Annotated in this window: 22 protein-coding genes; 21 read left to right on the top strand and 1 reads right to left on the bottom strand. The window is 62.4% G+C overall.

Features of this window, described 5'->3' with window-relative positions:
- Nucleotides 1-2: 2 nt before the first annotated feature.
- Nucleotides 3-785 carry a type I methionyl aminopeptidase gene (map, locus tag PSEMO_RS28545; protein WP_075806220.1) on the bottom strand — a complete coding sequence of 261 codons (783 nt, stop codon included), beginning with the start codon at nt 783-785 and terminating at the stop codon, nt 3-5.
- Between the two features lie 343 nt (nt 786-1,128).
- Between map and rpsB the strand changes: the two genes are divergently transcribed.
- The 21 genes from rpsB to eno all read left to right on the top strand — a co-directional run bounded on the left by rpsB (nt 1,129) and on the right by eno (nt 26,006).
- Nucleotides 1,129-1,860 carry a 30S ribosomal protein S2 gene (rpsB, locus tag PSEMO_RS28540; protein WP_075806219.1) on the top strand — a complete coding sequence of 244 codons (732 nt, stop codon included), beginning with the start codon at nt 1,129-1,131 and terminating at the stop codon, nt 1,858-1,860.
- A gap of 188 nt (nt 1,861-2,048) precedes the next feature.
- A complete protein-coding gene (gene tsf / locus PSEMO_RS28535) occupies nt 2,049-2,915 on the top strand; it encodes a translation elongation factor Ts (RefSeq protein ID WP_075806218.1) in 867 nt (288 codons plus the stop codon).
- Between the two features lie 195 nt (nt 2,916-3,110).
- Nucleotides 3,111-3,854 (top strand): UMP kinase, encoded by a 744-nt coding sequence (gene pyrH, locus PSEMO_RS28530; protein ID WP_075806217.1) that lies wholly within the window; start codon nt 3,111-3,113, stop codon nt 3,852-3,854.
- Entirely contained in the window at nt 3,851-4,408 is a 558-nt protein-coding gene (gene frr, locus PSEMO_RS28525; protein ID WP_075806216.1) for a ribosome recycling factor, read from the top strand. The genes pyrH and frr overlap by 4 nt, the downstream gene beginning before the upstream one ends.
- Nucleotides 4,409-4,424: 16 nt before the next feature.
- On the top strand, nt 4,425-5,180 hold the full coding sequence (gene uppS, locus PSEMO_RS28520) for a polyprenyl diphosphate synthase (RefSeq protein WP_075806215.1): 756 nt from the start codon (nt 4,425-4,427) through the stop codon (nt 5,178-5,180).
- On the top strand, nt 5,180-5,983 hold the full coding sequence (locus tag PSEMO_RS28515) for a phosphatidate cytidylyltransferase (protein ID WP_075806214.1): 804 nt from the start codon (nt 5,180-5,182) through the stop codon (nt 5,981-5,983). The genes uppS and PSEMO_RS28515 overlap by 1 nt, the downstream gene beginning before the upstream one ends.
- Complete coding sequence (gene ispC / locus PSEMO_RS28510) at nt 5,980-7,170, top strand: 1-deoxy-D-xylulose-5-phosphate reductoisomerase (protein WP_075806213.1); 1,191 nt, start codon at nt 5,980-5,982, stop codon at nt 7,168-7,170. Before PSEMO_RS28515 ends, ispC begins: the two co-directional genes overlap by 4 nt.
- A gap of 42 nt (nt 7,171-7,212) precedes the next feature.
- Complete coding sequence (gene rseP, locus PSEMO_RS28505; RefSeq protein WP_075806212.1) at nt 7,213-8,565, top strand: sigma E protease regulator RseP; 1,353 nt, start codon at nt 7,213-7,215, stop codon at nt 8,563-8,565.
- A 75-nt stretch (nt 8,566-8,640) separates the two neighbouring features.
- Nucleotides 8,641-10,995, top strand: coding sequence for an outer membrane protein assembly factor BamA (bamA, locus tag PSEMO_RS28500; protein WP_075806211.1), 2,355 nt, complete (start codon nt 8,641-8,643; stop codon nt 10,993-10,995).
- A gap of 45 nt (nt 10,996-11,040) precedes the next feature.
- Entirely contained in the window at nt 11,041-11,544 is a 504-nt protein-coding gene (locus tag PSEMO_RS28495; RefSeq protein ID WP_075806210.1) for an OmpH family outer membrane protein, read from the top strand.
- Nucleotide 11,545: 1 nt separating this feature from the next.
- The gene (gene lpxD, locus PSEMO_RS28490; RefSeq protein WP_075806209.1) at nt 11,546-12,601 is read left to right on the top strand and encodes a UDP-3-O-(3-hydroxymyristoyl)glucosamine N-acyltransferase; all 1,056 of its coding nucleotides are present in this window, start codon (nt 11,546-11,548) and stop codon (nt 12,599-12,601) included.
- A gap of 111 nt (nt 12,602-12,712) precedes the next feature.
- Nucleotides 12,713-13,153 carry a 3-hydroxyacyl-ACP dehydratase FabZ gene (gene fabZ, locus PSEMO_RS28485; RefSeq protein ID WP_009395253.1) on the top strand — a complete coding sequence of 147 codons (441 nt, stop codon included), beginning with the start codon at nt 12,713-12,715 and terminating at the stop codon, nt 13,151-13,153.
- Nucleotides 13,150-13,926 (top strand): acyl-ACP--UDP-N-acetylglucosamine O-acyltransferase, encoded by a 777-nt coding sequence (gene lpxA, locus PSEMO_RS28480; RefSeq protein WP_075806208.1) that lies wholly within the window; start codon nt 13,150-13,152, stop codon nt 13,924-13,926. The genes fabZ and lpxA overlap by 4 nt, the downstream gene beginning before the upstream one ends.
- Before the next feature lies 1 nt (nt 13,927).
- Entirely contained in the window at nt 13,928-15,055 is a 1,128-nt protein-coding gene (lpxB, locus tag PSEMO_RS28475) for a lipid-A-disaccharide synthase (RefSeq protein ID WP_075806207.1), read from the top strand.
- Complete coding sequence (rnhB, locus tag PSEMO_RS28470; protein WP_075806206.1) at nt 15,056-15,685, top strand: ribonuclease HII; 630 nt, start codon at nt 15,056-15,058, stop codon at nt 15,683-15,685.
- Between the two features lie 105 nt (nt 15,686-15,790).
- Nucleotides 15,791-19,315, top strand: coding sequence for a DNA polymerase III subunit alpha (gene dnaE, locus PSEMO_RS28465; RefSeq protein ID WP_075806205.1), 3,525 nt, complete (start codon nt 15,791-15,793; stop codon nt 19,313-19,315).
- A 98-nt stretch (nt 19,316-19,413) separates the two neighbouring features.
- On the top strand, nt 19,414-20,361 hold the full coding sequence (gene accA, locus PSEMO_RS28460) for an acetyl-CoA carboxylase carboxyl transferase subunit alpha (protein ID WP_075806204.1): 948 nt from the start codon (nt 19,414-19,416) through the stop codon (nt 20,359-20,361).
- 156 nt (nt 20,362-20,517) lie between these two features.
- Complete coding sequence (gene tilS / locus PSEMO_RS28455; RefSeq protein ID WP_075806203.1) at nt 20,518-21,816, top strand: tRNA lysidine(34) synthetase TilS; 1,299 nt, start codon at nt 20,518-20,520, stop codon at nt 21,814-21,816.
- Between the two features lie 272 nt (nt 21,817-22,088).
- Complete coding sequence (locus PSEMO_RS28450; RefSeq protein WP_075806202.1) at nt 22,089-23,717, top strand: CTP synthase; 1,629 nt, start codon at nt 22,089-22,091, stop codon at nt 23,715-23,717.
- 3 nt (nt 23,718-23,720) lie between these two features.
- Nucleotides 23,721-24,566, top strand: a complete 846-nt coding sequence (kdsA, locus tag PSEMO_RS28445) for a 3-deoxy-8-phosphooctulonate synthase (RefSeq protein WP_075806201.1) — start codon at nt 23,721-23,723, stop codon at nt 24,564-24,566.
- A 150-nt stretch (nt 24,567-24,716) separates the two neighbouring features.
- Nucleotides 24,717-26,006 (top strand): phosphopyruvate hydratase, encoded by a 1,290-nt coding sequence (gene eno / locus PSEMO_RS28440; RefSeq protein WP_075806200.1) that lies wholly within the window; start codon nt 24,717-24,719, stop codon nt 26,004-26,006.
- The last annotated feature ends 121 nt before the right edge of the window (nt 26,007-26,127 follow it).

Raw genomic sequence — 26,127 nt, 5'->3', positions numbered from 1 at the left:
GGTCAGGCTGAAGTACGGGGAATGGTGTCGTCTTTGCGCAGGGTGAAGATTTCATAGCCGGTGGCGGTGACCACCAGGGTGTGTTCCCACTGGGCCGAGAGCTTGCGGTCCTTGGTGATGGCGGTCCAGCCGTCGCCCAGGACCTTGGTGTCGGCCTTGCCCTGGTTGATCATCGGCTCGATGGTGAAGGTCATGCCTTCCTGCAGCTCCATGCCGGTGCCGGCGCGGCCGTAGTGGAGGATCTGCGGTTCTTCGTGGAACACCTTGCCGATGCCGTGGCCGCAGAACTCGCGAACGACCGAGAAACCGTTCTTTTCCGCGTGTTTCTGGATCACTTCGCCGATATCGCCCAGGCGAGTACCCGGCTTGATGATCTCGATGGCCTTGTACAGGCATTCCTGGGTGATCTGGGACAGGCGCTCGGCCCAGACCGGCACGCTGCCGACGTGGAACATGCGGCTGGTGTCGCCGTGGTAGCCGTCCTTGATCACGGTGACGTCGATGTTCAGGGTGTCACCGGCCTTGAGCGGCTTCTCGTTGGGAATGCCGTGGCACACCACGTGGTTGATCGAGGTGCAGATCGACTTGGGGAAGCCCTTGTAGTTGAGGGGCGCGGGGATCGCCTGCTGGACGTTGACGATGTAGTCGTGGCAGATGCGGTCCAGTTCCTCGGTGGTCACGCCGGGCTTGACGTGCTCTTCGATCATTTCCAGGACTTCGGCGGCAAGGCGGCCGGCGATGCGCATCTTTTCGATGTCTTCGGCGGTTTTGATGGTGACGGTCATTGCAGGCTCTCTACGGCGCCTTCGCGGCGCGGGCGAACAGGAAAGGGGCGATTCTAACAGAGCCTGCGGGGGTTCTGGGGCTCGCGCGGCGCATGGTTGCCTATATAGATGATGGCATTCTGGCGTGATCCCCGGCGTGATGCCACGGCCTGAACATGATTGGCAAATCAGGTTTCGTTGGTCATCCGAGTGTGGTATAAAGTGCGCCGCTTTGTGGGGATGGCCCCCAAAGCTCAAACCCACACACGTATCGACACGGTGACCTGGGTGCCCCGATCCACTGGATCTGCGGGTTGGTCATTGGGATGCGTGGAGGCCCAACCCGACTTATCAAGGAACTATCATGTCCCAAGTCAACATGCGCGATATGCTGAAGGCCGGTGTGCACTTCGGCCACCAGACCCGTTACTGGAACCCGAAAATGGGCAAGTTCATTTTCGGCGCGCGCAACAAGATTCACATCATCAACCTGGAAAAAACCCTGCCAATGTTCAACGAGGCTCTGACCTTCGTAGAGCGTCTGGCCCAGGGCAAGAACAAGATCCTGTTCGTCGGCACCAAGCGTTCCGCTGGCAAGATCGTAGCTGAAGAAGCAGCACGTTGCGGTTCGCCGTACGTCGACCACCGCTGGTTGGGTGGCATGCTGACCAACTACAAGACCATCCGCGCTTCGATCAAGCGTCTGCGCGAGCTGGAAACCCAGGCTGAAGACGGTACCTTCGCCAAGCTGACCAAGAAAGAAGCCCTGATGCGCTCCCGTGATCTGGAAAAACTGGATCGCAGCCTGGGTGGTATCAAGGACATGGGCGGCCTGCCGGACGCACTGTTCGTGATCGACGTCGAGCACGAGCGCATCGCTATCACCGAAGCCAACAAGCTGGGCATCCCGGTCATCGGCGTTGTCGATACCAACAGCAGCCCGGAAGGCGTTGACTACGTTATCCCAGGTAACGACGACGCCATCCGCGCTATCCAGCTGTACATGGGTTCGATGGCTGACGCCGTCATCCGTGGTCGCAACAACGTTGCCGGCGGCACCGAAGTTTACGCTGAAGAAGTGCCAGCTGCCGAGTAAGCGACGCTCGCGTCGACTTGGCACGCAAAAAGGGGGCTAGGCCCCCTTTTTGCCACCTTGAAATCCTCCTGTCGCCAAGTGTCCGCATCATCGACGCGCCGCCTATGAGACAGGCTGTTGATTTCCAGAATTGAGCCCCCGTTAATCGCGGGTGGAATGGTTGAAAACCTATCCAAGAGGATTTTGAAATGGCAGAAATTACTGCAGCGTTGGTCAAGGAACTGCGTGAGCGCACTGGCGAAGGCATGATGGACTGCAAGAAAGCCCTCACCAAAGCCGGCGGCGACATCGAAAAAGCCATCGACGATATGCGCGCTTCGGGCGCCATCAAGGCTGCCAAGAAGGCTGGCAACATTGCCGCCGAAGGCGCCATCGCCATCAAGGACGACGGCAAGACCGCCGTTCTGATCGAAGTCAACTCGCAGACCGACTTCCTGGCCCTGCAAGACGACTTCAAGGCATTCGTTGCTGCCAGCGTCGAAAAAGCCTTCAACGACAAGCTGACCGACGTCGCTCCGCTGATCGAAGCCCAGGAAGAGGCTCGCCTCGCTCTGGTTGCCAAGACTGGCGAAAACGTCAACATCCGCCGTCTGGCGCGTGTTGAAGGCGACGTTCTGGGTTCGTACCTGCACGGCAACAAGATTGGCGTCGTGGTCTCCCTGAAGGGCGGCAGCGTCGAGCTGGCCAAGGACATCGCCATGCACGTGGCTGCCAGCAACCCTGAGTTCCTGCTGCCATCGGAAGTTTCCGCTGAAGCGATCGAGCGCGAGAAAGGCGTGTTCCTGAGCCTCAACGAAGACAAGATGAAAGGCAAGCCTGCTGAAATCGTCGAGAAGATGATCAGCGGCCGTATCACCAAGTTCCTGGCTGAAGCCAGCCTGGTCGAGCAAGCCTTCGTCAAGGATCCGGAAATCACCGTGGGTGCTCTGGCCAAGAAAGGCGGCGCTGAAATCGTTTCGTTCACCCGCTTCGCGGTAGGTGAAGGCATCGAGAAGCCAGTCGACAACTTCGCTGACGAAGTTGCCGCTCAAGTGGCTGCTGCCCAGAAGCAATAAGACGGATTCACATCTGTCGCCCCAAAGAGGCTGCCCGCTCACGCGCGCAGCCTCTTTGTCAAAGCGCAGGCGCTTTTCGTGCCACAAGCCGAGATTCGCCAGCGCGCTGGCGCCCCGTGGGTGCCAAGCTACAGTTGGCGCAGGCTGAAAACAGCCCGCCCGGAATTTATACAAACGCCGCAGGAGAGATTCGCAATGGCTCAGCAGGTTACTGGTCGTCAACCTCGCTATAAACGCATTTTGCTCAAACTTAGCGGCGAGGCCCTGATGGGCTCGGAAGACTTCGGGATCGACCCGAAGGTGCTGGATCGCATGGCCCTCGAAGTCGGCCAACTGGTCGGTATCGGCGTCCAGGTTGGCCTGGTCATCGGTGGCGGCAACCTGTTCCGTGGTGCGGCCCTGAGTGCGGCCGGCATGGACCGCGTGACCGGTGACCACATGGGCATGCTGGCGACCGTGATGAACGCCCTGGCCATGCGCGACGCCCTGGAGCGCTCGAACATCCCCGCCATCGTCATGTCGGCCATTTCCATGGTCGGCGTCACCGACCACTATGACCGCCGCAAGGGTATCCGCCATCTGAACTCCGGCGACGTGGTGATCTTCTCCGCCGGTACCGGCAACCCGTTCTTTACCACCGACTCGGCCGCGTGCCTGCGCGCCATCGAAATCGATGCTGACGTCGTGCTGAAGGCAACCAAGGTCGACGGCGTGTACACTGCCGATCCGTTCAAGGATCCGCATGCCGAGAAATTCGATCGTCTGACGTACGATGAAGTGCTCGACCGCAAGCTGGGTGTGATGGACCTGACCGCAATCTGCCTGTGCCGTGACCACAAGATGCCGTTGCGGGTTTTCAACATGAACAAGCCTGGCGCCTTGCTGAACATCGTAGTGGGCGGCGCTGAAGGAACTCTGATCGAGGAAGGCGAAGAATGATCAACGATATCAAGAAAGACGCACAGGACCGCATGGGCAAGTCCATCGAGGCCCTGGGTCGCAACCTGGCGGCGATCCGTACCGGTCGCGCCCACCCGAGCATCCTGGACAGCGTCAAGGTCCCGGCCTGGGGTAGCGAGATGCCGCTGAACCAGGTGGCTGCGGTCTCCGTCGAAGACGCCCGTACCCTGAAGATCGTCGCTCACGACAAGAACCTGAGCGCTGCGATCGAGAAGGCCATCCTGACCTCCGACCTGGGCCTGAACCCGAGCAGCGCCGGTACCACCATCCGTGTACCGATGCCGGCCCTGACCGAGGAAACCCGCAAGGGCTACACCAAGCAGGCGCGCGGTGTTGCCGAAGACGCCAAGGTTGCCGTGCGCAACGTGCGTCGCGATGCCCTGGCCGACCTGAAGAAGCTGGCCAAGGACAAGGAAATCAGCGAAGACGAAGAGCGTCGTGCGTCCGACGAGCTGCAGAAGCTCACCGACAAGTACGTTGGCGAAGTCGACAAAGCTCTGGAAGCAAAAGAAAAGGACCTGATGGCCGTTTAAGGTCGGGGCTTTTTTAATGGAAAAGAGCAAGCAGGGTGTGCCGTCCTCGGTGCCGCGCCACGTCGCGATCATCATGGACGGAAATAATCGCTGGGCGAAGAAGCGCCTGTTGCCCGGCGTCGCCGGGCACAAGGCAGGTGTGGACGCGGTGCGGGCCGTTATCGAGGTCTGCGCCGAGGCCAAGGTCGAAGTGCTGACCCTGTTCGCCTTCTCCAGCGAAAACTGGCAACGCCCGGCCGATGAGGTCGGGGCGTTGATGGAGCTGTTCTTCTCGGCCTTGCGCCGGGAAGCCAAGCGCCTCAACGAGAACAACATCAGCCTGCGCATCATTGGCGACCGTTCGCGGTTCCATCCCGAGCTGCAGGCCGCCATGCGTGAAGCCGAAGCGCTGACCGCCGGCAACAATCGCTTCATCCTGCAGATCGCCGCCAACTACGGTGGCCAGTGGGATATCGCCCAGGCTGCCCAGCGCCTGGCGCGCGAGGTCCAGGCCGGTCATCTGCGTCCGGAAGACATCACTCCCGAGCTGTTGCAGACCTGCCTGGCTACGGGCGACCTGCCGCTGCCGGACCTGTGCATCCGCACCGGTGGCGAGCATCGCATCAGCAACTTCCTGCTGTGGCAACTGGCTTACGCCGAGTTGTACTTCTCCGACCTCTTCTGGCCGGACTTCAAACACGAGGCCATGCGCACTGCGCTGGCCGATTTCGCTTCGCGCCAGCGCCGTTTCGGTAAAACCAGCGAGCAGGTCGAAGCTGGAGCCCGTGCCTAATGCTCAAGCAACGCATCATTACCGCACTGATCCTGTTGCCGATCGCCCTGGGCGGGTTCTTCCTGCTCGATGGCTCGGACTTCGCCCTGTTCATCGGCCTGGTGGTTTCCCTCGGCGCCTGGGAGTGGGCCCGGCTTGCCGGTCTGGTCTCTCAGGTGGTGCGGGTGGCCTACGCTGCGGTGATCGCTGGCCTGTTGATGCTGCTGTACCTGATGCCTGACCTGGAACCCTGGATCCTCGGGGCTTCGGTGTTGTGGTGGGGCGTGGCGACCTGGCTGGTGATGACCTACCCGCGCAGCAGCGAGCTGTGGGCCAGCGTCGCCTGCCGCCTGCTGATCGGCGCGCTGATCCTGCTGCCGGCCTGGCAGGGGCTGATGGTGCTCAAGCGGGCGGAGATGGGTAACTGGCTCATTCTCGCGGTCATGGTGCTGGTCTGGTCTGCCGATATCGGCGCCTATTTCTCCGGTCGGGCCTTCGGCAAGCGCAAGCTGGCCCCCGAAGTCAGCCCAGGCAAGAGCTGGGAAGGTGTCTACGGTGGCCTGGCGTTGAGCCTGGTCATCACCCTGTGCGTGGGTCTGTCCCGTGACTGGGGCGTGGGGCAACTGATCCTTGCGCTGCTCGGTGCGGCCCTGATCGTCATGGGCTCGGTGGTTGGCGACCTGACCGAGAGCATGTTCAAGCGTCGTTCAGGGATCAAGGACAGCAGCAACCTGTTGCCGGGGCACGGTGGCATTCTCGATCGCATCGACAGCCTGACCGCCGCCATTCCCCTGTTCGCCGTCCTGCATTGGGGCCTGATGTGAGTCGCGTGCAACGTATTACCGTGCTCGGGGCCACCGGCTCCATCGGTCTGAGCACGCTGGATGTCATCGCCCGCCATCCGGATCGCTACGAGACCTTCGCCCTGAGCGGCTATTCCCGTCTGGATGAACTGCTGGCGCTGTGCCTGAAGCATGCGCCGGTGTTTGCCGTGGTGCCGGACGAGGCGTCGGCCGCTACCCTGCGTGCCGGTCTCGACGCGGCCGGTTCGCGCACCGAGGTGCTGGTGGGTGAGCGTGGCCTGTGTGCCGTGGCGGCCGACCCGCAGGTCGATGCGGTCATGGCGGCCATCGTCGGTGCCGCGGGCCTGCGTCCGACCCTGGCGGCGGTGGAGGCGGGCAAGAAGGTCCTGCTGGCCAACAAGGAGGCGCTGGTGATGTCCGGTGCCTTGTTCATGAACGCGGTACGGCGCAATAACGCGGTGCTGCTGCCCATCGACAGCGAACACAACGCCATCTTCCAGTGCCTGCCGGGCGACTATGCCCGCGGCCTGGATCAGGTCGGGGTGCGTCGGATCCTGCTGACGGCGTCCGGCGGCCCGTTCCGTCAGACTTCGCCGGCCGAGCTGGAGCGGGTCACCCCCGAGCAGGCGTGCGCCCACCCCAACTGGTCCATGGGCCGGAAGATCTCGGTGGACTCGGCGAGCATGATGAACAAGGGGCTCGAGTTGATCGAAGCCTGCTGGCTGTTCGATGCGCCGCCGTCCCGGGTCGAGGTGGTGGTGCATCCGCAAAGTGTGATTCACTCCCTCGTCGATTATGTCGACGGCTCTGTCCTGGCCCAGTTGGGCAACCCGGACATGCGCACCCCGATCGCCAACGCCCTGGCCTGGCCCGAGCGGATCGACTCCGGGGTGCCGGCACTGGACCTGTTCGCCATCGCCCGTCTCGAATTCGAGGCGCCGGACGAACAGCGCTTCCCCTGCCTGCGCCTGGCCCGGGAAGCGGCCGAAGCCGGCAACAGCGCCCCGGCGGTGCTCAATGCCGCCAACGAGGTCGCGGTGGAAGCCTTTCTTCGGGGGCGCATCCGCTTCCCGGAGATCGCGAGTATGATCGGGCAGGTGCTTGAGCGTGAGCCGGTGGTTGCCGTCGGCTCGCTCGATGCGGTATTCGCTGCCGACCAGCGCGCACGCGAGCTGGCGGGCGAGTGGTTGACGCGTCACGGGCGTTGAGTGTGTCGAGCCCGCCCGGTTGAACGTTATTCGGAGAAAGACATGAGCGCGCTCTACATGATCATCGGCACCCTGGTCGCACTGGGTGTACTGGTTACCTTTCACGAGTTCGGGCACTTCTGGGTGGCTCGTCGCTGTGGTGTGAAGGTCCTGCGTTTCTCCGTGGGCTTCGGCACGCCGCTGGTGCGCTGGCATGATCGCCAGGGCACGGAGTTCGTGATCGCCGCCATTCCCCTGGGCGGCTACGTCAAGATGCTCGACGAGCGCGAGAGCGACGTACCATCCGCTCTGCTCGAGCAATCCTTCAATCGCAAGACCGTCGGCCAGCGCATTGCCATCACCGCTGCCGGACCGATCGCCAACTTCCTGCTTGCCATCCTGTTTTTCTGGATCCTGGCCATGCTGGGCAGCCAGCAGGTGCGTCCGGTCATCGGCAATGTCGAGCCGGGTAGCCTGGCTGCGGTGGCGGGGCTGAGCACGGGTCAGGAAATCGTAGCCATCGATGGCAAGCCGACCACTGGCTGGGCTGCGGTCAATTTGCAACTGGTCCGGCGCCTGGGTGAAAGCGGTCCGCTGCGGGTGGATGTGCGCAGCGAGGGCGCGACCACCGATAACACCTATACCGTAACCCTCGACCAGTGGCTCAAGGGCGCCGATGAGCCGGACCCGATCAGTTCGCTGGGTATTCGCCCGTGGCGTCCAGCCCTGGCCCCGGTGCTTTCCGAGCTCGATCCGCAAGGCCCGGCCCAGGCGGCCGGCCTGAAGACCGGCGATCGCCTGCTGACCCTCGACGGCCAGGCGCTGAGCGACTGGCAGCAGGTGGTCGACAATGTGCGCAGTCGTGCTGGCAGCCGCGTGGTGCTGGGCGTTGAGCGCCATGGCGCGCGCCTGGAACTGCCGGTGACCCTGGCCAGTCGTGGCGAAGGCAAGGCCGCTACCGGCTACCTCGGGGCCGGCGTGGCCCAGGCCGAGTGGCCGGCGCAAATGCTCCGCGAAGTCAGCTATGGCCCGCTGGAAGCGGTGGGCGAGGGGCTTTCCCGGACCTGGACCATGAGTGTCCTGACCCTCGAATCACTGAAGAAAATGCTCTTCGGTGAGCTCTCGGTAAAAAACTTGAGCGGACCGATAACCATTGCTAAAGTGGCGGGCGCTTCAGCCCAGTCGGGCCTCGGAGATTTCCTGAATTTCCTTGCCTATCTGAGCATTAGCCTCGGAGTTCTTAACTTGCTGCCCATTCCGGTACTGGATGGGGGGCATTTGCTGTTTTACCTGGTCGAGTGGGTGCGTGGGCGTCCGCTGTCGGACCGGGTGCAAGGTTGGGGGGTCCAGATCGGTATCAGTTTGGTAGTCGGGGTGATGTTGCTCGCCCTGATCAACGATTTGGGTCGACTGTAACGCTTCGCTCAATTGCGAGCCTGCCGCGTCCTTGCGGTGGGTCGTCTATTGCCAGTTGGAATAAAAAAGGACTTCATGAAACGTCTGCTGCTAACTGCGGCTCTCGCCGCACTGATGATCGCTGAAGTTCACGCCGAGTCCTTCACCATCTCCGATATTCGCGTCAACGGTCTGCAGCGGGTTTCCGCCGGCAGCGTTTTCGGTGCCCTGCCCTTGAACGTCGGTGACCAGGCGGATGATGGTCGCCTGGTGGAGTCGACCCGTTCCCTGTTCAAGACCGGGTTTTTCCAGGACATCAATCTGAGCCGTGATGGCAACGTCCTGATCATCAACGTCGTCGAGCGTCCGTCGGTCTCCAGCATCGAGATCGAGGGCAACAAGGCGATCAGCACCGAAGACCTGATGAAGGGCCTGAAACAGTCCGGCCTGGCCGAAGGCGAGATCTTCCAGCGTGCCACCCTCGAAGGCGTGCGTAACGAACTGCAACGCCAATACGTCGCCCAGGGCCGCTACTCGGCCGAGGTCGACGCCGAGGTCGTGCCGCAGCCGCGCAACCGCGTCGGCCTGAAGATCAAGATCAACGAAGGCACGGTCGCGGCCATCCAGCACATCAACGTCGTGGGCAACACCGTGTTCTCCGACGATGACCTGCAGGGCCTGTTCGAACTCAAGACCACCAACTGGCTGTCGTTCTTCAAGAACGACGACAAGTACGCCCGCGAAAAGCTCTCCGGTGACCTCGAGCGCCTGCGCTCCTACTACCTGGACCGCGGCTACATCAACATGGACATCGCTTCCACCCAGGTATCCATTACCCCGGACAAGAAGCACGTCTACATCACCGTCAACATCAACGAAGGCGAGAAGTACACCGTTCGTGACGTGAAGCTGTCCGGCGACCTCAAGGTTCCGGAAGACCAGGTCAAGGCGCTGCTGCTGGCCCAGCCTGGACAGGTATTCTCGCGCAAGGTGATGACCACCACCTCCGAGCTGATCACCCGTCGCCTGGGTAACGAAGGCTACACCTTCGCCAACGTCAACGGCGTGCCTCAGCCGCACGACGAAGACCATACCGTCGACATCACCTTCGTCGTCGATCCGGGCAAGCGTGCCTACGTCAACCGCATCAACTTCCGTGGCAACACCAAGTCCGAGGACGAAGTGCTGCGTCGCGAAATGCGCCAGATGGAAGGCGGCTGGGCTTCGACCTACCTGATCGACCAGTCCAAGACCCGTCTGGAGCGCCTGGGCTTCTTCAAGGAAGCCAACGTCGAGACCCCGGCCGTTCCCGGCACCGACGACCAGGTCGACGTCAACTACACCGTGGAAGAGCAAGCCTCCGGTTCGATCACCGCCAGCGTCGGTTTCGCCCAGAGCGCCGGTCTGATCCTCGGCGGTTCGATCAGCCAGAACAACTTCCTCGGTACCGGTAACAAGGTCTCCATCGGCCTGACCCGTTCCGAATACCAGAGCCGATACAACTTCGGCTTCGTGGACCCCTACTGGACCGCCGATGGCGTTAGCCTGGGCTACAACGCGTTCTACCGCACCACCAACTACGACGACCTCGACGTCGACGTGGCGAGCTATGCGGTGGACAGCCTGGGTGCCGGTGTCAACGTCGGCTACCCGATCAGCGAGACGTCGCGCCTGACCTTCGGCCTGAGCGTGCAGCAGGACAAGATCAAGACCGGTACCTATACCGTTGACGAGATCTTCGACTTCCTGGAGAAGGAAGGCGATGACAGCTTCCTGAACTTCAAGGCGTCCGCCGGCTGGTCCGAGTCGACCCTGAACAAGGGCGTGCTGGCAACCCGTGGTCACTCGCAGAGCCTGACCCTGGAAGCCACCACTCCAGGTAGCGACCTGTCGTTCTTCAAGCTCGACTACCGTGGTCAGCTGTTCAAGCCGCTCAGCAACGACTACACCCTGCGCCTGCATACCGAGCTGGGTTATGGCGACGGTTATGGTTCCACCTCGGGCCTGCCGTTCTACGAGAACTACTACGCGGGTGGTTTCAACTCGGTGCGTGGCTTCAAGGACAGCAGCCTCGGTCCACGCAGTACCCCGAGCCAGGCCAACGCCGCCCGTGGTACCGCGACCGACCCGGACCAGGATCCGTTGCCGTTCGGTGGTAACGTCCTCGTGCAGGGTGGTGTCGAACTGCTGTTCCCGCTGCCGTTCGTCAAGGACCAGCGTTCCCTGCGTACCTCGGTATTCTGGGATATGGGTAACGTCTACGACACCAATTGCGGCTCCAAGCCAGATTGCGAGAAGTTCGGCCTTTCCGGCCTGGCCAGCTCCGTCGGCCTGGGTGTGACCTGGATTACCGCACTAGGTCCGTTGAGCTTCAGCCTGGCGATGCCGGTGAAGAAACCGGACGATGCCGATACCCAGGTGTTCCAATTCTCTCTGGGTCAGACCTTCTAAGGGTCTGGTCCACGTAAACGACAACGGATTCTGTAGGAGTGCATCGTGCGTAAGTTGACTCAACTGGCTGTACTGGCTGCGGCCCTGGTCGCGACCCCGGCTTTTGCCGAAATGAAGGTTGCCGTTCTGAACTATCAGATGGCCCTGCTGGAATCCGATGCGGCCAAGGCCTACGCGGTGGATGCAGAGAAGAAGTTCGGTCCGCAACTGACCAAGCTGAAGAACCTGGAAAGCAGCGCCAAGGGTATCCAGGACCGTCTGGTCAAGGGCGGCGACAAGATGGCTCAGGGCGAGCGCGAGCGTCTGGAGCTTGAGTTCAAGCAAAAGGCCCGTGATTTCCAGTTCCAGTCCAAGGAACTGAACGAAGCCAAGGCGGTTGCCGACCGTGACATGCTCAAGCAGCTCAAGCCGAAACTGGATGGCGCTGTCGAGGAAGTCATCAAGAAAGGCGGTTTCGACCTGGTTCTCGAGCGTGGCGCGGTCATCGATGTCAAGCCTCAGTATGACATCACCCGCCAGGTCATCGAGCGCATGAACCAGTCCCGTTGATATGACGGCGACCATGAAACTCGGCCAGTTGGCCGAGTTCCTCGGCGCGACCCTGAAAGGTCCCGCGGAACTCGACATCACTGGTCTTGCGACCCTGCAGGAAGCCGGCCCCGGCCAATTGAGCTTCCTGGCCAATCCCCAATACCGCAAATACCTGGGTGATACCCAGGCGGCTGCGGTGTTGCTGCGTGCCGCCGATGCCGAAGGTTTCTCCGGCAACGCCCTGATCGTGCCCGATCCGTACCTGGCCTACGCGCGCATCTCCCACCTGTTCGACCCCAAACCCAAGGCTGTGGCGGGAATTCATCCCAGCGCCGTGGTGGCGGCGGACGCGCAGGTCGATGCCAGCGCCAGTGTTGGTCCGTTCGTGGTCATCGAGAGCGGTGCGGTGATCGGCGCCAATGTCACCCTCGGTGCCCATTGCTTCATCGGTGCCCGCAGCGTGATCGGCGATGGCGGCTGGCTTGCCCCGCGCGTGACCCTGTACCACGACGTGCGCATCGGCAAGCGCGTGGTCATCCAGTCCGGTGCGGTGCTCGGCGGTGAAGGCTTCGGCTTCGCCAACGAGAAAGGTGTCTGGCAGAAGATTGCGCAGATCGGTGGCGTGACCATCGGTGATGATGTGGAAATCGGCGTGAATACCGCGATCGACCGCGGTGCACTGGCCGACACCCGCATCGGTGACGGGGTCAAGCTCGACAACCAGATCCAGATCGCCCACAACGTGCAGGTCGGCGACCACACGGCCATGGCGGCCTGTGTCGGTATTTCCGGCAGCACGAAGATCGGCAAGCATTGCACCATCGCCGGCGGCGTCGGCATGGTCGGTCACATCGATGTCTGCGACAACGTCTTCGTTTCCGGCATGACCATGGTCACCCGCTCCATCACCGAGCCAGGCGGCTATTCTTCCGGTACGGCGATGCAAACGCTCGGCGACTGGCGCAAGAGCGCCGCGCGGATTCGCCAGCTGGACGACATGGCCAAACGACTTCAACAGGTAGAAAAGCGCGTTGACGCCGTGACCTCCGGCGGCCAGCCATCATCTGATGGCTGATACTTTTTTCCTGATCAAGGCTGCGGGGCTGCCCATGGGCGGTCCCGAATGGCCAAAGGTGCACGGCGCCCTGCACGTGTTCCCTATCTTCACTACAGGCTTCCCCCAGAAATGATGGACATCAACGAGATTCGCGAATACCTGCCCCACCGTTATCCGTTCCTGCTCGTGGACCGGGTAGTGGAACTGGACGTCGAGGGTCAGCGCATTCGTGCCTACAAGAATGTCAGCATCAACGAGCCGTTCTTCAATGGTCACTTCCCGGCGCACCCGATCATGCCGGGTGTGCTGATCATCGAGGCCATGGCTCAGGCTGCCGGCATCCTCGGCTTCAAGATGCTCGATGCCAAGCCGACGGACGGCACCCTCTACTACTTCGTCGGTTCCGACAAGCTGCGCTTCCGCCAGCCGGTACTGCCGGGTGATCAACTGATCCTCGAAGCGAAATTCATCAGCTGCAAGCGCCAGATCTGGAAGTTCGACTGCCAGGCCTCGGTCGACGGCAAGCCTGTCTGCTCCGCCGAGATCATCTGCGCGGAACGCAAACTATGAGTTTGATTGACCCTCGGGCAATCATCGACCCCTCGGCCAGGCTGGCCGACGGTGTCGAGGTCGGTCCTTGGTCGATCATCGGCCCGGATGTCGAGATCGGGGAGGGGACCGTCGTCGGTCCGCACGTAGTGCTCAAGGGGCCGACCCGTATCGGCCGCAATAACCGCATCTATCAGTTTTCCTCGGTTGGCGAAGACACGCCGGACCTCAAGTACAAAGGCGAGCCTACGCGCTTGGTGATCGGTGACAACAACGTCATCCGCGAAGGGGTGACCATTCACCGTGGCACCGTGCAGGACCGTTCGGAAACCACCCTCGGCGATCACAACCTGATCATGGCCTATGCCCACATCGGCCACGACAGCGTGATCGGCAACCACTGCATCCTGGTCAACAACACCGCGTTGGCCGGTCATGTGCACGTGGATGACTGGGCGATCCTTTCCGGTTTCACCCTGGTCCACCAGTTCTGCCATATCGGTGCCCACAGTTTCTCGGGCATGGGGACGGCGATCGGCAAGGACGTGCCGGCCTTCGTCACGGTGTTCGGCAACCCGGCCGAGGCGCGCAGCATGAACTTCGAGGGCATGCGCCGTCGCGGTTTCAGCGAAGACGCCATCCATGCGTTGCGTCGTGCCTACAAGGTGGTCTACCGCCAGGGCCTGACCGTCGACCAGGCCATCGTCGAGCTGGAGGCTTCGTCGCAGCAGTTCCCTGAAGTCGAACTGTTCCGCCAGTCGATCCAGAACTCCGCCCGCGGCATCACCCGCTGATATGCCGGCTCTCTGCGTAGCGCTGGTGGCCGGTGAGGCCAGCGGCGACATTCTCGGCTCGGGTTTGATGCGGGCACTCAAAGCCCGTCATCCGGAGATTCGTTTTATCGGTGTTGGCGGCCCCCTGATGGAAGCCGAGGGCCTAACGTCCTATTTCCCGATGGAACGCCTGGCGGTGATGGGCCTGGTCGAAGTGCTGGGCCGTCTGCCGGAGTTGCTCAAGCGCCGCAAGCTGCTGATCCAGACCCTGATCGAGGAAAAGCCCGATGTCTTCATCGGCATCGACGCGCCCGACTTCACCCTCAATATCGAACTGAAGCTGCGTCAGGCCGGGATCAAGACCGTGCACTACGTCAGCCCGTCGGTCTGGGCCTGGCGACAGAAGCGCGTGCTGAAGATCCGCGAAGGCTGCGACCTGATGCTGACCCTGTTCCCCTTCGAGGCGAAGTTCTACGAAGAGCAGGGCGTGCCGGTGCGTTTTGTCGGGCACCCACTGGCTGACACCATCCCGCTTGAGGCGGATCGCCAGGCTGCGCGCCAGGCGCTGGGCCTACCGGACGGACCGCTGGTGGCACTGATGCCGGGCAGCCGGGGTGGCGAAGTTGGCCGCCTGGGCGCCCTGTTCCTCGATACTGCGCAGCGCCTGCGCGAACTGGTGCCGGGGGTGCGTTTCGTTTCGCCCTGTGCCAACGCCACGCGCCGTGCGCAGCTGGAGCAGATGCTCGCCGGACGCGACCTGCCGCTAACCCTGCTCGATGGCCAGTCCCACCAGGCCCTGGCGGCCTGCGATGCGGTGCTGATCGCCTCCGGTACCGCAACCCTCGAAGCCCTGCTGTTCAAGCGTCCGATGGTGGTCGCTTACCGCTTGGCGCCCTTGAGCTACTGGATTCTCAAACGTCTGGTGAAAAGCCCTTACGTCTCGTTGCCCAACCTGCTGGCCCAGCGCCTGCTGGTGCCCGAGCTGCTGCAGGAGGCCGCCACCCAGGAGGCCCTGGCGCAGACCCTGGCACCGCTGGTGCGCGACGGTACGCAACAGACCGAAGGCTTTGACCAGATTCACCGCACCTTGCGCCGCGATGCCTCGAACCAGGCAGCCGAGGCGGTGCTGGCCCTGCTGGAAGATCGATAAATGCAAATGGGACTGGACTTCAGCCTGGTCGAGGACCTTGTCGCCGGTGTCGACGAGGTCGGCCGTGGCCCGCTGTGCGGCGCGGTCGTGACGGCTGCGGTGATCCTCGATCCGGCGCGGCCGATCCTCGGCCTCAACGACTCGAAGAAACTCACCGAGGCACGTCGCGAGAAACTTTTCGACGAGATCTGCGAAAAGGCCCTGAGCTTCTGCATCGCCCGCGCCGAAGTCGACGAGATCGACGAGCTGAACATCCTGCACGCCACCATGCTGGCCATGCAGCGCGCGGTCGAAGGCCTGCATATCACCCCGAAACTGGCGCTGATCGACGGCAACCGCTGCCCAAAACTGCAGGTGCCAGCCTCACCCGTGATCAAGGGCGATAGTCAGGTGCCGGCCATCGCTGCCGCGTCGATCCTGGCCAAGGTCACCCGCGACCGTGAAATGTCCGCTTTCGAATTGATCTACCCGGGCTACGGCATCGGCGGGCACAAGGGCTATCCGACCCCCGTCCACCTGGAGGCGCTGGCTCGCTTGGGTCCGACGCCGATCCACCGGCGCTCCTTCGCCCCCGTGCGTGCGGCCTATGAGGCCCAGGTGCTGGCCGGTGGTCAGCCCAGCCTGGTCTGACCCCAGGCATTCACCTTCAGTCCGGTTCGTTTTGCACCGGCTGATGTTTTGATCGAGGCCCGGTACAATCCGGGCCTTGTCGTTTTGCGCTGCTATAGGATCATCATGTCGGCTTCCTTCGTTCATCTTCGCCTGCATACCGAATTCTCACTGGTCGACGGACTGGTGCGGATCAAGCCGCTCGCCAAGGCCCTGGTCGGGATGAACATGCCGGCGGTAGCCGTGACCGACCAGAGCAACATGTGCTCGCTGGTCAAGTTCTACAAGACCGCCATGGGCGCCGGGATCAAGCCGATCTGCGGCGCCGACCTGTGGCTGGCTGGTGACGACGCGGAAGACCCGCTGGCACGCATCTGCTTCCTGGCGATGGATGCCCAGGGCTACCGCAACCTGACCGAGCTGATTTCCCGTGGCTGGACCGACGGCCAGCGCAACGGCCTGGTGATCATCCAGCGCGAATGGATTGCCGAAGCGGCGCAGGGCCTGATCGCCCTGTCCGCCGCGAAGGAAGGCGATATCGGCATGGCCCTGATGAACGGTCATGAGACCCAGGCCGAAGCGCTGCTGCGGGACTGGATGGAGATGTTCCCTGATCGCTTCTACGTCGAGGTCCAGCGCACCAACCGCGCCGGCGACGAAGAATACCTGCACGCCGCCGTGGCCCTGGCCGATCGCCTGGGTGCGCCGCTGGTGGCGACCAACGATGTGCGCTTCATCAAGCAGTCGGACTACGACGCCCACGAAACCCGCGTGTGCATCGGCGAAGGCCGCGCACTGGATGACCCGCGCCGTTCGCGCAACTACAGCGACCAGCAATACCTGAAAAGCCCGGAAGAAATGGCCGAGCTGTTCAGCGACTTGCCCGAGGCCCTGGAAAACACCGTCGAGATCGCCAAGCGCTGCAATATCACGGTGCAACTGGGCAAGTACTTCCTCCCTGACTTCCCCACGCCCAACGGCATGGGCATCGACGACTATCTGCGCCACGTGTCCCACGAAGGCCTGGAGGAGCGCCTCAAGGTGCTCTGGCCCAAGGAAACCACGCCCAACTACGAAGAGAAGCGCCAGACCTACCTGGACCGGCTCAAGTTCGAGCTGGACATCATCATCCAGATGGGTTTCCCCGGTTACTTCCTCATCGTTATGGACTTCATCAAGTGGGCCAAGAACAACGACGTGCCGGTCGGTCCGGGCCGGGGGTCGGGTGCCGGCTCGCTGGTGGCCTACGTACTGAAGATCACCGACCTCGACCCGCTGGCCTATGACCTGCTGTTCGAACGTTTCCTCAACCCCGAACGTATTTCCATGCCCGACTTCGACGTCGACTTCTGCATGGACGGCCGCGACCGGGTGATCGAATACGTGGCCGAGGCCTACGGGCGCAATGCGGTGAGCCAGATCATCACTTTCGGCACCATGGCGGCCAAGGCGGTGGTGCGCGACGTAGCGCGGGTGCAGGGCAAGTCCTACGGCCTGGCGGATCGTCTGTCGAAGATGATTCCGTTCGAAGTGGGCATGACCCTGGAAAAGGCCTACGAGCAGGAAGAAATTCTCCGCGATTTCCTCAAGACCGACGAGGACGCCAAGGAAATCTGGGACATGGCCCTCAAGCTCGAGGGTGTCACCCGGGGTACCGGCAAGCACGCCGGTGGTGTGGTGATCGCACCGACCAAGCTCACCGACTTCTCGCCGATCGCCTGTGACGAAGAGGGCGGCGGCCTGATCACCCAGTTCGACAAGGATGACGTCGAGGCGGCGGGCCTGGTGAAGTTCGACTTCCTCGGCCTGCGCACCCTGACCATCATCAAATGGGCGATGGAGATCATCAACCGCGAGCAGGCCAAGCAGAACCTGCCGGATCTCAATATCGACTTCATCCCGCTGGATGACCGCAAGACCTACGAGCTGCTGCAAAAGGCCGAAACCACGGCGGTGTTCCAGCTTGAATCCCGCGGCATGAAGGAGCTGATCAAGAAGCTCAAGCCCGACTGCCTGGAAGACCTCATCGCACTGGTCGCGCTGTTCCGACCCGGTCCGCTGCAATCGGGCATGGTGGACGACTTCATCAACCGCAAGCACGGCCGCGCCGAGCTGGCCTATCCGCACCCGGATTACCAGTACGAAGGCCTGCAACCAGTCCTGGCGCCGACCTACGGGATCATCCTGTACCAGGAACAGGTGATGCAGATCGCCCAGGTCATGGCCGGCTACACCCTGGGTGGCGCGGACATGCTGCGCCGGGCCATGGGTAAGAAAAAGCCCGAGGAAATGGCCAAGCAGCGCGGCGGTTTCATCGAAGGTTGCGCCAACAACGGCATCGATGGCGACCTCGCGGGCAACATCTTCGACCTGGTGGAAAAATTCGCCGGTTATGGTTTCAACAAATCCCACTCCGCCGCCTATGGCCTGGTCTCCTACCAGACCGCCTGGCTGAAGACCCACCATCCGGCTCCCTTCATGGCTGCGGTGCTCTCGGCGGATATGCACAACACCGACAAGGTGGTGATCCTGATCGAGGAAGTGCGCAGCATGAAGCTGCGCCTCGACGCGCCGGACGTGAACTTCTCCGACTTCAAGTTCACCGTGAACAACGACGGTCGCATCGTCTATGGCCTCGGTGCGATCAAGGGCGTCGGGGAAGGCCCGGTGGAAGCGATCATGGAGGCGCGGGCCGAAGGCGGACCGTTCCAGGACCTGTTCGACTTCTGTCACCGCGTCGACCTCAAGCGCATCAACAAGCGTACCCTCGATGCCCTGGTGCGCAGTGGCGCGCTGGACCGTCTCGGGCCGTTCTTCCATGACGAGATCAAGGCCTACCAGGCCAGCGTCGACCAGAACCGCGCGGTGCTGCTGTCGGCCATGGAAGAGGCGATCAAGTCCGCCGAGCAGACCGCCCGCACCCACGACAGCGGCCACTCCGACCTGTTCGGCGGCCTCTTCGACGAGCCGGATGCCGACGTCTACGCCAGCCACCGCAAGGCCCGCGAGCTGACCTTGAAGGAGCGGCTGCGCGGCGAGAAGGAAACCCTGGGCCTGTACCTCACCGGCCACCCGATCGACGAATACGAAGGCGAGATCCGCCGCTTCGCCCGGCAACGCATCATCGACCTTAAGCCGGCGCGCGATACCCAGACCGTCGCCGGAATGATCATTGCCCTGCGGGTAATGAAGAACAAGAAGGGCGACAAGATGGGCTTCGTCACTCTCGACGACCGTTCCGGGCGGATTGAGGCCTCGCTGTTCGCCGACGCCTTCATGGCTTCGCAGTCGCTGCTGCAGAACGACGCGATGGTGGTGATCGAGGGCGAAGTCAGCAACGACGACTTCTCCGGCGGCCTGCGCCTGCGGGTCAAGCGGGTGATGAGCATGGAGGATGCGCGGACCAACCTGGCCGATAGCCTGCGCCTGAAGATCCACGCCGACGCGCTCAAGGGCGACCGTCTGGCCTGGCTGGGCGAGCTGCTCAAACGCCATCGCGGTGCCTGTCCGGTGAGCATGGAATACACCGGCAGCGACGCCAAGGCCCAGCTGCAGTTCGGCGAAGACTGGCGGATCGACCCGGCCGACGGCTTGATTCAGGCCCTGCGTGACCAGTTCGGCCGTGAGAACGTCTTTTTGCACTATCGATGAATTTTTAATCTCGACCTGAACGCGCCTGATCCCTTAAGGTAGGGCGCCAAACGGATCAACCGGCCGGCCGCCTGGCCGTCGACCCAAGACGGATGCCTATGAACCCGAATTTTCTGGATTTCGAACAGCCGATTGCTGACCTGCAAGCCAAGATCGAAGAGCTGCGCCTGGTCGGCAATGACAACTCGCTGAACATCGGCGATGAAATCGGCCGTCTGCAGGATAAAAGCAGCGAGCTGACCAAGAGCATCTTCGGCAATCTGACCAGCTGGCAGATCGCCCGCCTGGCGCGCCACCCGCGCCGGCCGTACACCCTGGACTACATCGAGCACATCTTCACCGAGTTCGATGAACTGCACGGCGACCGTCACTTCGCCGACGACGCCGCGATCGTTGGCGGTATCGCCCGCCTGGAAGACCGTCCTGTGATGGTCATCGGTCATCAGAAAGGCCGTGAAGTGCGCGAGAAGGTGCGTCGCAACTTCGGCATGCCGCGTCCGGAAGGCTACCGCAAGGCCTGCCGCCTGATGGAAATGGCCGAACGCTTCAAGATGCCGATCCTGACCTTCATCGACACCCCGGGCGCCTACCCGGGCATCGACGCCGAAGAGCGCAACCAGAGCGAAGCCATCGCCTGGAACCTGCGTGTGATGGCGCGTCTGAAGACCCCGATCATCGCTACCGTCATCGGTGAGGGTGGTTCCGGTGGTGCACTGGCCATCGGTGTCTGCGACCAGTTGAACATGCTGCAATACTCGACCTACTCGGTGATCTCGCCGGAAGGTTGCGCTTCGATCCTGTGGAAGACTGCCGAGAAGGCTGCCGATGCTGCCGAAGCCATGGGTATCACCGCCGAGCGCCTGAAAGGCCTGGGCATCGTCGACAAGGCCATCTCCGAGCCGCTGGGCGGCGCGCACCGTGATCCTGCCGTGATGGCTGCCTCGGTTCGTGGCGAGCTGATCCAGCAACTGGACATGCTGAAGAAGTTCGACAACGACGCGCTGCTCAAGCGCCGTTATGACCGTCTGATGAGCTACGGTCTCTGATCTGAAGCCATCCTGTCAGCTTATTGGGGCTGCTTTGCAGCCCTTCGCGAGCAAGCTCGCTCCCACAGAGGAATGTGCAATATGCACCTCTTGTGGGAGCGAGCTTGCTCGCGAAGGGGCGCGAAGCGGCCCCAATTGCTTTATTGGATCCTGAACATGACCGACCTCGCATCCCGCCTCGAGGACAAGCTCGCCAACTGGCAGAATGCGCCGGGCTGGTGCGTGGCGCTGTCGGGCGGACTGGATTCCACGGTACTCCTGCACCTGCTGGCAACCATGAAGGATCGCCCGGCATTGCGCGCCATCCACGTCCATCACGGCCTGCAACCGGTCGCGGATGCGTGGCCAGAACACTGTCAGCGCCTGTGCAACTCACTGGGCGTCGAACTGCTGGTTCGCCATGTCACGGTGGAAGAGGGCGCCAGCCTCGAACAGGCCGCGCGCAATGCCCGCTACACCGCCTTCAGCGAAGTCCTGCGGTACGGTGAGGTACTGCTGACCGGCCAGCACCGCGAGGACCAGGCCGAAACGTTGCTGCTGCGCTTGCTGCGTGGCGCCGGATTGCGCGGGTTGATGGCCATGCGCGAACTGCGGCCGCTGGGTGACGCCTGGCTGCTTCGGCCCTTGCTCGACAGCTCTCGTGACGAGCTTCTTCGCTATGCCCGTGATCGTGGCCTGGACTGGATCGAAGACCCGTCGAACGGCGATACCCGCTTCACGCGCAATTACCTGCGACAAGAAGTGCTTCCGGCCCTGGCCTCGCGCTGGCCACAAGTCAGTCGCACGCTGGCCCGTACTGCCGGTCATCTCGCCGAGGCGGGTGAGTTGCTGGATGAACTGGCCTCGGACGATCTGGAGCAAGCCCAGACGCAGGATGATTTTCCCTGGCTCGGTCTTCCATCCTTGCATTTGCCAGGGTTGCTCCGGCTTTCTCCAGCGCGTCAGCGCAATGTCCTTAGGTTCTGGCTCGCCTGTTTCACCCGCCTGCCCGATGCCGATCACTGGGCCGGCTGGGACGCTCTACGCGATGCCCGCCCCGACGCTTCACCGATCTGGAAACTCGCCGATGGCGAGCTGCATCGGGCCGGTGAGCGCATCTACTGGTTGAGTGGCGAGTGGCTCGGCGCTCCCGATGGGGCGCAATGCTGGAAAGATCCACCCTCGGCGCTGGAACTGCCTGGCAACGGCTTCCTTTTAATCAGGGGTAAAAAGCCCAGGGAGACCCTGCGGATCGCCTACCGCCAGGGCGGCGAACACATGAACATCGCCGCTCGCGGCCATCGCGATCTCAAGCGTTTGCTCAATGAACGCGGGGTTCCCGCCTTCGTTCGCGGTCGCTTGCCACTGCTGTTCGCAGGTGACCGTCTGATCGCCGTCGCCAACTTCCCGGACCTCGTTGATGGCGATTTGCAACTTGTGTGGCATGTACCGACGAGTGAGCAAGGTTTGAGGTGATGGGCATCTTCGGGTAGACTACGCTCCCTTCTTGATACAGCTTCTGTGAGCCCGATTCGAGCCGCAGGAGTTGCCGATTACCAAGCAGTTTTTTGCTGGGCGATTCTCAAAATGTGTAGCGAGCTCCGTACCGGGATTTCAACCCCCGGTCTGTACAGACGCGGCAGTATTTTCGGATGCACTGTGATTGACGCAGGTGATCGGGGGCTTCGGCCTTCCTTCGCTTTCCCCGGCGGCACTGACCGCTTTAACGCAGACTTCTAGGGTTTTTCATGACGCGCTACATATTCGTCACGGGCGGTGTTGTTTCTTCATTGGGGAAAGGCATTGCCTCGGCTTCATTGGCGGCCATCCTGGAGGCGCGGGGGCTCAAGGTCACCATGCTCAAGCTGGACCCGTACATCAACGTCGACCCGGGCACCATGAGCCCGTTCCAGCACGGCGAAGTGTTCGTCACCCACGACGGCGCCGAGACCGACCTTGACCTGGGCCACTACGAGCGGTTCATCCGCACGACCATGACCCAGAACAACAACTTCACCACCGGCCGCATCTACGAGCACGTGCTGCGCAAGGAGCGTCGTGGTGATTACCTGGGCGCCACCATCCAGGTCATCCCGCACATCACCGACGAGATCAAGCGTCGCATCATCAAGGGCGCCGGCGATGCCGACGTGGCCCTGGTCGAGATCGGCGGCACTGTCGGCGACATCGAGTCGCAGCCGTTCCTCGAAGCCATCCGCCAGCTGCGGGTCGAAGTCGGCTCCAAGCGCGCGATGCTGATGCACCTGACCCTGGTCCCGTACATCGCCACCGCAGGCGAGACCAAGACCAAGCCGACCCAGCACTCGGTCAAGGAGCTGCGCTCCATCGGCCTGCAGCCTGACGTGCTGATCTGCCGTTCCGACCACCCGGTCGACGTGTCGTCCCGTCGCAAGATCGCGCTGTTCACCAACGTTGAAGAACGTGCGGTCATCTCGCTGGAAGACGTCGACACCATCTACAAGATTCCTGCCGTGCTGCACGCCCAGGGCCTGGACGACTTCGTCGTCGAGCGCTTCGGCCTGCAATGCAATGGCGCCGACCTGTCCGAGTGGGAAAAGGTCGTCGATGCCAAGCTCAACCCAGAGCACGAAGTGACCATCGCCATGGTCGGCAAGTACATGGAACTGCTGGACGCGTACAAGTCGCTGATCGAAGCGATGAGCCACGCCGGTATCCAGAACCGCACCAAGGTCAATCTGCGCTACATCGACTCCGAAGACATCGAGAACCAGGGCACCGGCCTGCTGGAAGGCGTCGATGCCATCCTGGTCCCGGGCGGCTTCGGTCTGCGCGGCGTGGAAGGCAAGATCACCGCGGTCCAGTACGCTCGCGAGAACAAGGTGCCGTACCTGGGCATCTGCCTCGGCATGCAGGTGGCGGTCATCGAGTTCGCCCGTAACGTCATGGGCTGGAAGGACGCCAACTCCACCGAGTTCGATCGCAACAGCGGTCACCCGGTCGTCGGCCTGATCACCGAGTGGGAAGACGCCACCGGCGCCGTTGAAACCCGTACCGAAGCGTCGGACCTGGGCGGCACCATGCGCCTGGGCGCCCAGGAGTGCCAGCTGGAAAGCGGCTCCAAGGTCCACGACTGCTACGCCAAGGACGTGATCGTCGAGCGTCACCGTCACCGCTACGAAGTGAACAACAAGCTGCTCCCGCAACTGGTCGACGCCGGTCTGAAAGTATCCGGTCGCTCCGGCGACGGCGCGCTGGTGGAAGTGGTCGAGTCCAAGGACCACCCATGGTTCGTCGCCTGCCAGTTCCACCCTGAGTTCACCTCGACTCCGCGTGACGGTCACCCGCTGTTCAGCGGCTTCGTCAAGGCGGCCCTGGCGCAGAAGAACAAGGCCTGATCCATGACCCAGAAGATCATTCGCGTCGGTAACATCGAGATCGCCAACGACAAGCCGTTCGTCCTGTTCGGCGGCATGAACGTCCTGGAATCCCGTGACCTGGCCCTGAAGGTCTGCGAGGAGTACGTGCGGGTTACCGAGAAGCTCGGTATCCCCTACGTGTTCAAGGCCAGCTTCGACAAGGCCAACCGCTCGTCGGTCAACTCCTACCGCGGTCCCGGCCTTGAAGAAGGCCTGCGGATCTTCGAGGAAGTGAAGAAGACCTTCGGCGTGCCGGTCATCACCGACGTGCACGAGCCCTGCCAGGCCGAAGCCGTGGCCAAGGTCTGCGACATCATCCAGCTGCCGGCCTTCCTGTCGCGCCAGACCGACCTGGTCGTAGCGATGGCGAAGACCGGCGCGGTGATCAACATCAAGAAGGCCCAGTTCCTCGCGCCCCAGGAAATGAAACACATCCTGACCAAGTGCGAAGAAGCGGGTAACGACCAGTTGATCCTCTGCGAGCGCGGTTCCAGCTTCGGGTACAACAACCTGGTGGTGGACATGCTCGGCTTCGGCATCATGAAGCAGTTCGAGTACCCGGTGTTCTTCGACGTGACCCACGCCCTGCAGATGCCGGGCGGTCGCTCCGATTCCGCCGGCGGCCGTCGCGCCCAGGTCACCGAGCTGGCCCGCGCCGGTCTCAGCCAGGGCCTGGCCGGCCTGTTCCTCGAGGCCCACCCGGACCCGGACAACGCCAAGTGCGACGGTCCGTGCGCCCTGCGCCTGGACAAACTGGAACCTTTCCTGACCCAGCTCAAGCAACTGGATGACCTGGTGAAGAGTTTTCCGACGGTAGAAACCGCATAAGCCGCGTTTCTCCGGTAAAGTACCGCCCGTTCCACCCCTGACCTTCCGGTCAGGGGTTTCTCCGCGTCAGGCCTGCCCGTGCCCCGTGCCTGCGAAAGAGCGGATTCTTCAAGCTGCGTTGTTTTCGTCAATTCTGGAGTGCTTACAACAATGGCAAAAATCGTCGACATCAAAGGTCGTGAAGTTCTCGACTCCCGCGGCAACCCAACCGTGGAAGCGGACGTGCTGCTCGACAACGGCATCATCGGCAGCGCCTGCGCGCCGTCGGGTGCTTCCACCGGCTCCCGCGAGGCACTGGAGCTGCGTGATGGCGACAAGAGCCGTTACCTGGGCAAGGGCGTGCTGAAAGCCGTTGCCAACATCAACGGCCCGATCCGCGACCTGCTGCTGGGCAAGGACCCGGTCGACCAGAAAGCCCTGGACCGCGCCATGATCGAGCTGGACGGTACCGAGAACAAGGCCAAGCTGGGCGCCAACGCCATCCTCGCCGTGTCCCTGGCCGCTGCCAAGGCTGCCGCCCAGGACCAGGACCTGCCGCTGTACGCGCACATCGCCAACCTGAACGGCACCCCTGGCCAGTACTCCATGCCGGTTCCGATGATGAACATCATCAACGGCGGCGAGCACGCCGACAACAACGTCGACATCCAGGAGTTCATGGTCCAGCCGGTTGGCGCCAAGACCTTCTCCGACGCACTGCGCATGGGCACCGAGATCTTCCATCACCTCAAAGCCGTGCTGAAGGCCCGTGGCCTGAACACTGCTGTCGGTGACGAAGGTGGCTTCGCGCCAAACCTGGCTTCCAACGAAGACGCCCTGGGCGCCATCGCTGAAGCCGTGGCCAACGCCGGCTACAAGCTGGGCACCGACGTGACCCTCGCCCTGGACTGCGCCGCCAGCGAATTCTTCGAAGACGGCAAGTACAACCTGTCCGGCGAAGGCAAGTCGTTCGACGCCGAAGGTTTTGCCGACTACCTGAAAGGCCTGACCGAGCGCTTCCCGATCATCTCCATCGAAGACGGTCTGGACGAGTCCGACTGGGCTGGCTGGAAAGTCCTGACCGACAAGATCGGCGAGAAGGTCCAACTGGTCGGTGACGACCTGTTCGTGACCAACACCAAGATCCTGAAGGAAGGCATCGACAAGAAGATCGCCAACTCCATCCTGATCAAGTTCAACCAGATCGGTTCGCTGACCGAGACCCTGGAAGCCATCCAGATGGCCAAGGCCGCCGGCTACACCGCGGTGATCTCGCACCGTTCGGGCGAAACCGAAGACTCCACCATCGCCGACCTGGCCGTGGGTACCGCTGCCGGCCAGATCAAGACCGGTTCGCTGTGCCGCTCCGACCGCGTTTCCAAGTACAACCAACTGCTGCGCATCGAAGAGCAATTGGGCGCCAAGGCGGTGTACCGTGGTCGCGACGAGTTTCGCGGCTAAGCGATAGATGGTAAAAAGACAGCACCTTGACGCGCCGGACGCTGTCCAAGCGCGCGTCATGTGCGCTGCGAATGCTTTACTCACAAAGCCTGGCTTCGGTCAGGCTTCGTGCCATCAGCCT

Source organism: Pseudomonas putida (assembly GCF_001941965.1).
Lineage (GTDB): Bacteria > Pseudomonadota > Gammaproteobacteria > Pseudomonadales > Pseudomonadaceae > Aquipseudomonas > Aquipseudomonas putida_L.
Note: the sequence above shows the minus strand (reverse complement) of the source record. Positions and strands in the feature narration are given on the sequence as shown.